Annotated in this window: 9 protein-coding genes; 4 read left to right on the top strand and 5 right to left on the bottom strand. The window is 72.4% G+C overall.

All coding sequences use genetic code 11. From position 1 onward, the window contains the following. Window positions 1-4: 4 nt before the first annotated feature. From leuC to ACZ52J_RS26035, 3 genes are all read right to left on the bottom strand, one after another. On the bottom strand, window positions 5-1,405 hold the full coding sequence (gene leuC / locus ACZ52J_RS26025; protein WP_465622187.1) for a 3-isopropylmalate dehydratase large subunit: 1,401 nt from the start codon (window positions 1,403-1,405) through the stop codon (window positions 5-7). A gap of 44 nt (window positions 1,406-1,449) precedes the next feature. Then, window positions 1,450-3,123: an amidase gene (locus ACZ52J_RS26030; protein ID WP_465622189.1), complete on the bottom strand. Its 1,674-nt coding sequence runs from the start codon at window positions 3,121-3,123 to the stop codon at window positions 1,450-1,452. A gap of 105 nt (window positions 3,124-3,228) precedes the next feature. After that, on the bottom strand, window positions 3,229-3,885 hold the full coding sequence (locus tag ACZ52J_RS26035) for a response regulator transcription factor (RefSeq protein WP_360507414.1): 657 nt from the start codon (window positions 3,883-3,885) through the stop codon (window positions 3,229-3,231). Between the two features lie 307 nt (window positions 3,886-4,192). Here ACZ52J_RS26035 and ACZ52J_RS26040 point away from each other — a divergent pair, with 307 nt between their 5' ends. Continuing rightward, window positions 4,193-5,389, top strand: a complete 1,197-nt coding sequence (locus ACZ52J_RS26040) for an alpha/beta hydrolase (RefSeq protein ID WP_465622191.1) — start codon at window positions 4,193-4,195, stop codon at window positions 5,387-5,389. Next, window positions 5,376-6,623 carry an acyltransferase family protein gene (locus ACZ52J_RS26045; protein WP_465622192.1) on the top strand — a complete coding sequence of 416 codons (1,248 nt, stop codon included), beginning with the start codon at window positions 5,376-5,378 and terminating at the stop codon, window positions 6,621-6,623. Before ACZ52J_RS26040 ends, ACZ52J_RS26045 begins: the two co-directional genes overlap by 14 nt. A 123-nt stretch (window positions 6,624-6,746) precedes the next feature. On the opposite strand, the gene ACZ52J_RS26050 is transcribed toward ACZ52J_RS26045, so the two are convergent. Then, window positions 6,747-8,090 carry a class II 3-deoxy-7-phosphoheptulonate synthase gene (locus ACZ52J_RS26050; protein ID WP_465622194.1) on the bottom strand — a complete coding sequence of 448 codons (1,344 nt, stop codon included), beginning with the start codon at window positions 8,088-8,090 and terminating at the stop codon, window positions 6,747-6,749. A 207-nt stretch (window positions 8,091-8,297) separates the two neighbouring features. Between ACZ52J_RS26050 and ACZ52J_RS26055 the strand changes: the two genes are divergently transcribed. Continuing rightward, window positions 8,298-9,800 (top strand): anthranilate synthase component I family protein, encoded by a 1,503-nt coding sequence (locus ACZ52J_RS26055; RefSeq protein WP_465622195.1) that lies wholly within the window; start codon window positions 8,298-8,300, stop codon window positions 9,798-9,800. Then, window positions 9,797-10,372 carry an anthranilate synthase component II gene (locus tag ACZ52J_RS26060; protein ID WP_465622197.1) on the top strand — a complete coding sequence of 192 codons (576 nt, stop codon included), beginning with the start codon at window positions 9,797-9,799 and terminating at the stop codon, window positions 10,370-10,372. Before ACZ52J_RS26055 ends, ACZ52J_RS26060 begins: the two co-directional genes overlap by 4 nt. Window positions 10,373-10,393: 21 nt before the next feature. Here ACZ52J_RS26060 and pdxR read toward each other — a convergent pair whose 3' ends face one another. Next, window positions 10,394-11,812, bottom strand: coding sequence for a MocR-like pyridoxine biosynthesis transcription factor PdxR (gene pdxR / locus ACZ52J_RS26065; RefSeq protein ID WP_465622199.1), 1,419 nt, complete (start codon window positions 11,810-11,812; stop codon window positions 10,394-10,396). Window positions 11,813-11,825 lie beyond the last annotated feature (13 nt).

The raw sequence follows: 11,825 nt of genomic DNA on the forward strand, positions 1-11,825 counted from the left end.
CTGGTCACCGGATATCCGCCGGAACCGCGAGGCGGCCCGCGACGGCGGTCGCGGCCGCGACCTGCGGGGAGACCAGGTGGGTGCGCACGCCGTCCCCCTGGCGGCCCTCGAAGTTGCGGTTGGAGGTCGAGGCGCAACGCTGGGCACCCGTCAGACGATCCTCGTTCATGCCCAGGCAGATCGAGCAGCCGGGCAGGCGCCATTCGGCGCCGGCTGCGAGGAAGACCTCGTGCAGTCCCTCCTGTTCGGCCTCGGCGCGTACCGTCATCGAGCCGGGGACAACCAGCATCCTGGTGTTCTCGTGGACGGTTCGGCCGTCCAGGACGGCGGCGGCGGCCCGCAAGTCCTCGATGCGGCCGTTGGTGCAGGAGCCGAGGAAGACCACGTCGATGGGCAGTGAGCGCAGTTCGGTGCCGGGGGTCAGGTCCATGTACTCCAGGGCCCGGCGGGCAGCGGCGCGTTCGCCGGGATCGGTAAGGTCGTCGGGTGCGGGCACGACGCCGGAGAGCGGGACCACCTGGCTTGGGTTCGTGCCCCAAGTGACCAACGGGGTCAGGTGGGAGACGTCGATGGTGACGGTGCGGTCGAACGTGGCGCCGCGGTCGGTGCGCAAGGTCTGCCAGTACGCGGTGGCCTGCTGCCAGGCGGATCCGGTCGGGGTGTGCCGGCGGCCGGCCAGGTAGTCAATGGTGGTGCGGTCGGGGGCGATCAGGCCGACTTTGGCGCCGGCCTCGATGCTCATGTTGCACAGGGTCATCCGGCCCTCCATCGACAGGGCCTCGACCGGTTCGCCGCGGTACTCGATCATGTGGCCGCGGGCGCCATTGACGCCAATCGCGCCGATCAGCGCGAGGATCATGTCCTTGGCGCCGACCTCCGGCGGCAGGGCGCCGGTGAACTCCACAGCCATCGTGCGCGGCCGCTCCAGGGTCAGGCACTGGGTGGCGAGAACCTGTTCCACGTCGCTGGTGCCCACGCCGAAGGCGAGGGCACCGAAGGCGCCGTGAGTGGCCGTGTGGCTGTCGCCGCACACCACCGTCATGCCGGGCTGGACCAGGCCGAGCTGGGGTCCGACGACGTGCACGATGCCCTGGCGGGCGTGGCCCAGGCGGTACAGCTCGACGCCGTACTCGGCGCAGTTGGTCCGCAGGGTCTCCAACTGGAGGCGGCTGACGGGGTCGGTGACCTCCTGCGATGCGGTGGGCACGTTGTGATCCTCGACGGCGAGGGTCAGCTCCGGGCGGCGCACGGTGCGCCCGGCCAGGCGCAGCCCGTCGAAGGCTTGGGGTGAGGTGGCCTCGTGGGTGAGGTGCAGGTCGACGTAGAGCAGGTCGGGTTCGCCGTCCTGGGCGTGGACGACGTGGGCGTCCCAGAGTTTGTCGGCGAGGGTGGTGGGGCGACTCATCGGTCCTCCGGTGCGAACGGCGGGGTGGGAGTCCGGCTTGGGCGTCAGAGCCCGGTCTCGGCGGGCAGGAGGCCCGGTTTGGTCCTGGCCCGGGTGCGCTGTTCGAAGGCGTAGGCGAGCCGGAGCAGCACCGGTTCGCTCCAGGCCGGGCCGGTGAAGGTGATGCCGAGCGGGAGGGAGAGGGCGGTGCCGGCCGGGACGGTGATCGCGGGGTACCCGGCCAGGGAGGCGGGCCCGGAGCTGCCTCCGAGGTAGAAGTCGCCGTTCAGGTAGTCGATCTTCCAGGCCGGGTTCCAGGTGGGCATGACCAGGGCGTCCAGGCGGTGTTCGGCGAGAACCGCGTCCAGGCCGCGGGTGCGGGCCATGTCCCGGGTGTCGGCGAGGGCCTTGCGGTAGCGCTCGGAGGTGAGGTCGCCGTCGGTGGCGGTGTCCACCATCTTCAGGGGGGACTGGTCGAAGTAGCGCAGTTCCTGGCCGGCGTGCTGCTCGTTGAACGCGATGAGTTCGGTGAGGCTGCGCGGGTGGTCGCCAGGGGTGCTCGCGAGGTAGCTGTCGAAGCTGTGCTTGCTCTCGTAGAGGGCCACCGTTCCGGGGGCCTCGGCGGTGGCCATCTCCTGGGCAGTGGGGATGTCGGCCGGGTCGACCAGGATCGCACCGGCCGCTGCCAGAGTGCGCAGGGCCTGTTCGGCGACGGCGTCGGCGTGGCTGCTGTAGCCGAAGAAGACCTGCCGGGGGACGCCGATACGGGCGCCGCGCAGGCCATCCGGGTCCAGGTGGCGGGTGTAGTCGGACTGGGTGTGGCCGACGGCGGCGGCACTGGCCGCATCGCGCGGGTCCGGCCCGGCGATGACACCGAGGACAGCGGCGGCGTCCGCGACGGTGCGGCACAGCGGGCCGATGGAGTCCTGGGTGGGCGAGCAGGGGATCACGCCGGCCCGGCTGGTCAGTCCGACGGTGGGCTTGAGGCCGACGACGCCGTTGACGGCGGCCGGGCTGAGGATCGAGCCGTTGGTCTCCGCGCCGATCGCGACGGAGCACAGGTTCGCGGAGACGGCGACGGCGGGCCCGGCGCTGGATCCGCTGGGTGAGCGGTCCAGCCGGTAGGGGTTGCGGCACTGCCCGCCGCGGGTGCTCCAGCCATTGACCCGGGTGACCTCGCTGCCGGCCCACTCGGTCAGGTTGGCCTTTCCGAGCAGGACGGCGCCCGCCGCGCGCAGCCGGGCGGCGACGGTGGCGTCCTGGGCCGGGCGGGCGCCGAGCAGGGCGAGCGAGCCGGCGGTGGTGTGCATCCGGTCGGCGGTCTCGACGACGTCTTTCAGCAGGACCGGGATGCCGTGCAGCAGCGGGTGGCGCAGCCTCCCGGCGCGTCGTTCCTCGTCCAGGGTGCGGGCCTGCGCGATGGCATCGGGGTTGGTCTCCAGGACGGAGCCGAGGGTGGGGCCGTGGCGGTCGAGCCGTTCGATCCGGGACAGGTAGTAGCGCACCAGGTCGACCGAGGACAACAGCCCACTGGACAGTGCTTTCTGAAGGTCGGTCAGTGACGCTTCCTCCAGACCTGGCCGGTCGGGCGACTCCTGGAGGAAGGGGTCGGGGCCGGTGGTGTTCGGCTCCGGTGCGGCAAACGCCCGGCCGGCCTGGGCCAGCGCCGGGGTGACGGCGAGGGCGGTGCCGAGACCCAGGGTGGCTCGACGTGTCAGTCCTGCGGTCCGGTAGGACACGGGACGGGCTCCTGTCAGCGAGACGGCACCGTGACCTGTGCACGGCGCCCACAGCAGAGTCTCACCGCCGCCCGTGTGCCTCCAAGAACTTCACAGCTGCCTTAATCACGCTGGTTGCACGGCCTCCAGATAGGTCAGCACGGCGAGGACGCGGCGGTGACCGGCGCCCTCCGGGCTCAGTCCCAGCTTGCCGAAGATGTTGCCTACGTACTTGCCGACCGAGCTCTCGGCCAGGCGCAGCCGCTCGGCGATGCCGGTGTTGTGGTGGCCCTCGGCCATCAGGGCGAGCACCTGCCGCTCGCGTGGCGTGAGCAGTTCCAGCGGTTGGTCGCCTCGACACCAGGCCATCAGCTCGCCGACCACCTCGGGATCGAGGGCGGTGCCGCCCTCGACGACCCGCCACAGGGCGCCCAGGAAGTCCTCGACGCGGCCCACCCGGTCCTTGAGGAGGTAGCCCACGCCGGAGGCGCCGTTGCTCAGCAGTTCGCCGGCCACCAGGCGGTCGACGGACTGGGAGAGGAAGAGCACCGGGAGCCGGGGGATCAGGCGGCGGGCCTCGGCCACGCCGCGCACGCCTTCGTCCCGGTAGGTCGGCGGCATCCTGATGTCGACCACCGCGACGTCGGGGCGGTGGCGCAGCAGGGCGGGGGCCAGTTCGTCGCCGTCGCGCACCGTCGCGCAGATCTCGTGCCCGGCTCCGCCGAGCAGGGCCGCGAGGCCCTCCCGCAGCAGGGTGTTGTCCTCCGCGATCACCACACGCACGGAAGTCTCCGTTCCACAAAGCCCGGCGGGACGCCCAGGGCTCCTGCGCACTCTCCGGTGCCCCCGTTGCACGCAACCGAGGATCAACCTACCACCTACGTCCACAAACTGACGGAGCGTCGTCAATACGTACCGACATGGTGGTGGTGCCTGGTGTGTCGCTGGTGGTGCGGGCCCCACCCCGGTTGGGGCACACGCCCCACTGACCCGGCACCGGGTCGCGGGCGACCCTGATAGCGGCGACTCGCCCGGGTGGGTCGAGTTGCGAACTCCCTTTCCTCGAACGCCTGAAGGAGTGGCTCGCCCGATGCCAGGCTTCCGTTTGCGCCGCCGGCTGGCCGCCGCCGTCCTGGTCTGCGTGGCAGTGCCGGCCACGGCCGGCTGGGCCGCCGGCGACAGCCAGAACGCCGTCACAGGCCCGCCGGTGGGCACCAGCGCCTGGCTGGCCGACCACTCCCTGGGCCGGAAGCTGCCCGCCCCGGACACCACCCCGGTCTCCGAAATCGCCGACTTCACGGGCACGTTGAGCCCGACGCAGCAGGCGTCCCTGGCCGAGCGCCACCCGCTGGTGGTGGGCAGCCTCGACGGCGCTCCCGTCGAACTGCGCTACCGCGCCAACGCGCTCGCCCTTCGCCGGGAGCGCGACCAGCAACGGGCCGAGGCCGACGACGGCGCCCTGCCGGCCCGGGAGCGGGAGCAGGCGGCGACGCTGACCGACCGGTACGCCGAACTGCTCGCGAAAGACGGCCAGTACCTCGCCTTCGACCCGCGCGGGCGCGGCCAAATCACCGAGGTCTTCGGCGACCTTTCCACCGCGGAGCGCGTCGCCGTGGTCGTCCCCGGATCGGACATCGACCTTGCCACCTTCGACCAGGGTGGGGATCCGTACGCCCGCACCGCCGGCCAGGCCCGCGCCTTGCGTGAGGAGATGGCCCGCCAGGCGCCCGCAACGAGGGTCGCCACCATCGCCTGGGTGGGGTACACCACCCCGGTCGGGGTCGGGGTCGACGCCGCCACGACCCGCCTCGCCGACCTGGGCGCGCCCCGGCTGCGCCGCTTCCTGGAGGGCCTGGCCGCCGTCGACTCCCCCGCCCCGGCGCTGATCTGCCACAGCTACGGCTCGGTGCTGTGCGCCAAGGCGGTGGACGGGCTGCGCCCCGGCCTGGTCGCCGACCTGGTGGCGGTGGCAAGCCCGGGCATGCACGCCGACAGCGCCGCCGACCTGGGGACCAGTGCCCGGGTGTGGGCGGTGCGCAACGACTCCGACTGGGTCGGCGACGTCCCCAAGTTGGAACTGCTCGGCCTCGGCCACGGCCGCGACCCCACCGATCCCGGTTTCGGGGCCCGGGTGGTGTCGGCAGAAGGAGCCGACGGGCACGCCGGCTACTTCGTGCCCGGCACCGAATCGCTCGCCAACTTCGCCCGCATCATCCTCGGTTCGTACCCGTCCGTACGCTGTGCCGCCACCCCACCCGCTGAGGACTGCCGCCATGACCTTGACTGAACCGGCTGTCACCCGCCCCTCCGTCCTGGAGCCGCTGCGCTCCGTCGTCCACCGGATCGAGATCACCACTCCGCTGGACCGCGACCGCGGAATCGACGGGCTGCGCGCCCTGGCCCTGCTTTCCGTCCCGCTCGGGCACTGGCTGCTCGGCGGCTTCACCGTCGACGACGGCGGTGCCCTGCACAACGCCAGCCCGCTGACCGCGATGGGCTACCTCTCCCCGGTCAGTTGGGTGCTGCAGATGCTCGCCATCTTCTTCCTGGTCGGCGGCTACTCCTCAGCGCTCTCGCTCGGGCGCACGGTCGGGCGCGGTGAGGACACCGGGGACTGGATCCGACGCCGAATGGTGCGGTTGGGCCGCCCGACCCTGGCCGTGACCGCGATCTGGGCGGTGCTGCTGGTCGCGCTGCGCCTGCTCGGGGTACCCGGGGACTCGCTGCACACCGCGGCCACCCTGGTGATCCAGCCGCTGTGGTTCGTCGCGGTGTACGCCGGGCTGACCACGCTCACACCGCTGTGCCGGGCGGCCGCCCGGAGGGCGGGCTGCTGGTCAGTGCTGCCGCTGGTGGCCGTCGTGGCGGTGGTGGACCTGCTGCGCTACGGCCCGGCGAGCGACGCCGTTCCGTCCTGGATCGGGCTGGTCAACCTGGTGCCCGGCTGGCTGTTCGGCTACCAGCTCGGCGTCTGCTGGAGCGAGCGGCGCCTGGGCCGGCCGGGCGCGCGGCTCCTGCTGGTGGCCGGGATCGCACTCTTCACCGTCCTACTGACGCAGTTCCACTACCCAGCCAGTATGGTCGGCGTGCCCGGCGTGGAGCGCACCAACTCCCACCCGCCGTCCCTGCTGGTGATCGCGCTGGCGTGCGTGCAGTGCGGGCTGGCAGTGCTGGTACGCGAGCGCCTGGGCCGGTTGCTCTCGCACCCGGGGCTGTGGAGCACCGCGGTGGTGCTGAACCTGTCCGCGATGACGGTCTTCTGCTGGCACCAGAGCGCGATGTTGTCCGGCGGCCTGTCCGCAACCCTGGTCGGCGCCGTCCCCGGGCTCACCACCAGCCCGGACTCGCCCGGGTGGGCGCTGGCCCGGCTCTGCTGGATCCCGCTGTTCGCCGTCGCGCTGATCGCGATCGGCCTGGCGACCCGGCGGTTCGAACAGCCGTGGACGGGCGTCTCCACGGCCCAACGAACGACTGCGGTGGTGCTGAGCCTCGGCTTCGTCGGGTACGCCCTGCTCGGTTAGTGTCCCGGTCTTGCGCCGACTTGCCGACCTCTCGAGCGTACGCCTCTCAATCCTCTGTCAGGACGAGCGTCTCCCTCGGCCTGCCCGCCATGGCTCGACGAGATGGCACAACAACGGACCGTGTCACTGGCGGGCGAGCATCTCGGCCACCTGGAAGGCGAGGTCGAGGGACTGGCGGTGGTTCAGGCGGGGGTCGCAGGCGGTCTCGTAGCGCTGGTGCAGATTCTCGGGCAGCAGTCGGTCTCCCCCGCCAACGCACTCGGTCACGTCGTCGCCGGTGAGCTCGACGTGGATGCCGCCGGCGTGGGTGCCGAGCTCGCGGTGGACCTGAAAGAAGCCGCGGACCTCGTCGACGACGTCGTCGAAGCGACGGGTCTTGCGCCCGCCCGCGGTCACGGTGTTGCCGTGCATCGGGTCGCAGAGCCAGCCCACCTGCCGGCCCTCGGCGCGGACCTTCTCCACGATCGGCGGCAGCAGGTCGCGAACTCGGTCGGCGCCCATGCGCACCACGAAAGTGAGCCGGCCGGGCCGGCGCTCGGGGTCGAGGCGCTCCAGATAGGGCAGGACGGTCTCGGCGGTGGCCGCGGGGCCGAGCTTCATCGCGATCGGGTTGTTGATCCCGGCGAAGTAGGCGACGTGCGCGCCCTCCAGGTCCCTGGTGCGCTCGCCGATCCACAGCAGGTGCCCGCTGGTCGCGTAGCGCCGGCCGGTGCGCGGGTCGGTCCGGGTCAGGGCCTCCTCGTAGTCCAGCAGCAGCCCCTCGTGGCTGGCGAAGAACTCAGCCTCTCGCAGCTTCTTGTTGGGGCCGCCGCAGGCCCGCAGAAAGCGCAGCGCCCGGTCGATGCCATCAGCCAGCTCCTCGTAGCGGCGCCCGACGGCGGAGTCGCTGACGAAGCCCCGGTTCCACTCGTGGGCCTGGTGGAGCGAGGCGCTGCCGCCGCCGGCGAACCCGCGCACCAGGTTGAGCGTGACCGCCGAGGCCTCGTACATCCGCCGCATGCGGTGCGGGTCCGGGCGGCGGGCCTCGGCGGTGAAGGCGAGTCCGTTGACCGCGTCGCCCCGGTACGCGGGCAGGGTGACGCCGTTTCTGGTCTCGTCCGGCTGGGACCGCGGCTTGGCGTACTGCCCGGCCAGGCGGCCGATCTTCACCACCGGCACGCCGCTGGCGTAGGTCAGCACCACCGCCATCTGCAGCAGGGTTCGCAGCTTGCCGGTGACCGCGTCCACGGTGAGAGCGTCGAAGGTCTCGGCGCAGTCACCGCCCTGGAGGACGAACGCCTCGCCGCGGGCGACGGCCGCCAGGCGCTCGGTCAGCCGGTCGCACTCTTCGGCGAAGACAAGGGGCGGCGCGGCCGCAAGCGCGGCGGTCACCTCGCGCAGCTGCGCCTGGTCGGGCCAGCTCGGCTGCTGAGCCGCCGGAAGTGATCGCCAGGCGGCGCCCGGCTCGTACTGCGGAATGAGGTTCATGGTGGCCTTCCACTGGAATCTGGCGAATGGGGAAATCGCAGGGGTCCGCCCATTGCAACCCACTGCCGGAAAACCGGTCAAGCGAGTGCGAATTGGTCCGCTCGACTTTCCGGGAACTGGTCTGTCCGGCCTGTGGCGACGCCGGTTTGACTGGGATGCGAAGTCCACCGGCCATACCGACCTGGCCTTTTCGCGATGAGGATTCCGATGCCAGAAGTTCCGCCACCGCCCCCGTTCGCCGTCCGGATCGGCGCCGCAGCGCTGCCGGCGCACGACCCGCTGGAGCTGTACAGCCGGCTGGGCCGGCGCCACGGGCCGGGCGAGGTGTACCTGCTGGAGAGCCTGACCGACACCGGCCACCCCGGCGGGCCCGCCATGGTCGGCTACGGGCGGCTGGCCGAGATCAGGCTGTACGACACCTACCTGGAGATCGACGGCATGCCCGAGCTGCGCGCCGCGCTGCGCTCCGTGGCCGCGGACCTGGGCCTCCCGGCGACCCCGGGAGAGGGCCTGGACCGGCTGGACCTGGGAGACGCAACCGTGGTGTGGGAGCTGCTGCGCAGGACCCAGGGCCTGTTCGCCGTGGACCGAGAGCGGGCTCCGGCCGGGTTCGGCTTCGGCTTCCTCGCCAACCTGGCCTACGACGCGGCCTGGCACATGGACGAGCTGCCCGCGCGTACCCGGCCGGCGCAGCGCCCGGACGCGGTGTTCACCCTCTTCAGGGACTGCGTGCGCTTCGACGACCCCGAGCGGCCGCTCCTGCTGAGCGCGCAGTGCGCCGCGTTCGGTACGGCCGGTGGTGCGGATGTGGCGGCCGCGGCCCGGGAGGCCGCCCAGGCGCCACCGGCGCAGGCCTGCCCGCCCGCCGCCCGCCCGCAGTCGGTGCGCGACACCGTCGAGCGCGACACCTTTCTCGGCTGGGTGCGGCGCTGCCTGGAGCACATCGGGGTCGGCGACATCTACCAGATTCAGGTGGGCCACCGGATCGACGTGTGCACTGCGCTGACCCCCGAGCAGGTGTACCGGCGGCTGCGCTCGCGCAACCCCTCGCCGCACATGTACCTGCTGCCCAACGCGGGCGGCACGCTGATCGGCGCCAGCCCCGAGCTGCTGTTCCGGATCGAGGACGAGCGGATCGTGATGCGCCCGATCGCCGGCACCACCCGCCGCGACGGCGACCCGGAGGCCAACGAGCGGCGGATCAAGGAGCTGCTGGCCAGCCCGAAGGAGCAGGCCGAGCACATCATGCTGGTCGACCTGGCGCGCAACGACCTCAGCCGGGTGTGCCGTCCGCACTCGCTGACGGAGGAGGGCCTGATGACGGTGGAGACCTTCTCGCACGTCTTCCACCTGGTCTCGACGGTCTCCGCCCGCCTGGAGCCGCAGGCGGACGTGTGGCGCTCGCTCTGCGCGACGTTCCCGGCCGGCACCATGACCGGCGCGCCGAAGCTGCGCGCAATGGAGCTCATCCAGGACATCGAGCACGAGCCGCGCGGCGCTTACGCGGGCGCGGTCGGGCTGATCGACGTCGGCGGCTGGAGCGAGCTGGCGCTGTGCATCCGCACCGTCTCCCACCACAGCGGGGTGTACTCGGTGCAGGCGTCGGCGGGAGTGGTGGCCGACTCGACGCCGGAGGCGGAGTGGAACGAGACCCTGGCGAAACTGGGCGCCGGGTACTGGGCGTTGACCGGTGAGGAGCTGACGGCGTGAAGGTCCTGCTGGTGGACGCGAGGGACAGCTTCGTCCACATCATCGACCAGTACCTGCGCTCGCTGGGCGCGCAGACCGAGGTCGTGCGCGCCCACACCCGCACCCCCGGGCAGCTGGCCGCATCCGCCCCGGACGCAATCCTGCTCGGCCCGGGCCCGGGACACCCGGCGGCCTCCGGCCACGTCGAGCTGGTGCACGCCTTCGCCGGGCGGATCCCACTGCTCGGCGTGTGCCTGGGGCACCAGGCGATCGCGCTGGCCTTCGGCGGCCGGGTGGAGGTGGCGGGCCGGCTGATGCACGGGCGGACCAGCACGGTGACGCACGATGGCCGGGGCGTCTTCGCCGGGCTGGGCAACAGTCTGACCGCAACCAGGTACCACTCGCTGGTCGTGGCGCAGCCGCTGCCCGAGGAGCTGGAGCTGACCGCGATCGCCGCGGACGACGGCTACGTGATGGGATTGCGGCACCGCAGCCTGCCGGTGGAGGGGCTGCAGTTCCACCCGGAGAGCATCACTACCACCGGTGGGATGCGGCTGCTGGAGAACTTCCTGGCGGCTGGGGCCCGCTCCTGAGAACAGATTCCGGACAGCCGGTCAGGCGCAGCTGCGGCGGCGCCCGGCCGGCTGTTCGGCGCAGGCCTCGCCGAGGATGCGCAGGACCTCCGTGACCGCCGAGCGCGGGAGGTTGGAGTAGCCGAGCACCAGGGCCGGGGCGTCCGGGCGCGGGCGGTGGTGGAACAGCCGCCCGCCCTGGACCAGTACCGAGCGGCGCAGCGCGGCCGCCACCAAGCGGGCCTCGTCCACGTGGTCGGGCAGGCGCAGGTAGGCATGCAGTCCCATGGCGGTGCCCAGGATCCGGGTGCCGGGCAGGAAGCGCTGGACGGCGAGTTCGAGGCTCTCGCGGCGGCCGCGCAGGTGAGCACGCTGGGCGCGCAGGTGGCGGTCGAACAGTCCGGAGCGCATCAGTTCGGCGAGAGCGAGCTGGGTGAGCACGTCGGAGCCGAGGTCCCGCCGGGAGCGGACCCGTTCCAACGGGGCGAGCAGGCGGCGGGGCACGGCGAGCCAGCCCAGCCGCAGGCCGGGGGCCAGGGATTTGCTGGCCGTGCCGCCGTAGAGGGTGCGTTCGGGTAGCAGGCGTTGCAGGGCGGGGACCCGCACGCCGCGGGCGAGCCAGAGGTCGCCGTCGTAGTCGTCCTCGATGACCCAGCCGTCGACGTCCCTGGCCCATCGGGCCAGCGACTCGCGGCGTTCGGCGGTGAGCGCCGCGCCGGTGGGGAACTGGTGGGCGGGGGTGACCAGGACTGCCCGTAGCCCGGAGCGGTACAGCGCGGCCACGTCGATGCCGTCGCCGTCCACCGGGACGGCGTGCGGGCGCAGCCCGGTCTCACGGACGAACTGGCGCTGGCGCAGGTGGCAGGGGTCCTCCATGCCGAGCGCGTCGATGCCCAACTCCGGCAGGACGGCGCAGACCAGGCCGAGCGCGTGGGCGAAACCGGACACCACCACGACCTGTTCGGGCGTGGTGTGCACGCCGTGGACCCGGCCGAGGTAGCCGGCCAGTTCGGCGCGCAGTTCGGGCACCCCGGAGGGCGAGGGGTAGCCGAGGTCGCGCCGGGAGGCGCCACGCACGGCGTTCTGGTAGCAAGCCAGCCATTCGCGCTGCGGGAAGCTCGGCAGGCCGGCGGTGCCGGTGCGCAGGTCCCAGCGCACCGGTGGGGCGGGGTCCTCGCGCAGCAGGGTGGGCGGGGGCGAGGCGGCGGTGGGGCGAGCGGCCACCCGGGTGCCGGAGCCGGGCGTGGCCTCCAGGTAGCCCTCGGCCATCAGTTGCCCGTAGGCCTCCACCACGACGCTGCGCGAGACGCCGAGGTCCTCGGCAAGCTGGCGGCTGGAGGGCAGTCTCGTGCCGGGCAGCAGGACCGCCTCGGTGATCTCGCGCCGCAGTGTGCCCTGGATCTGGGCAGTGAGTGAGGGTCCGGCTTTCCGTGAGACCTCGATCAGCGTGTGCCAAGTCATCGGTACTCCCTTT

This window comes from Kitasatospora sp. NPDC034035 (genome assembly GCF_055575755.1).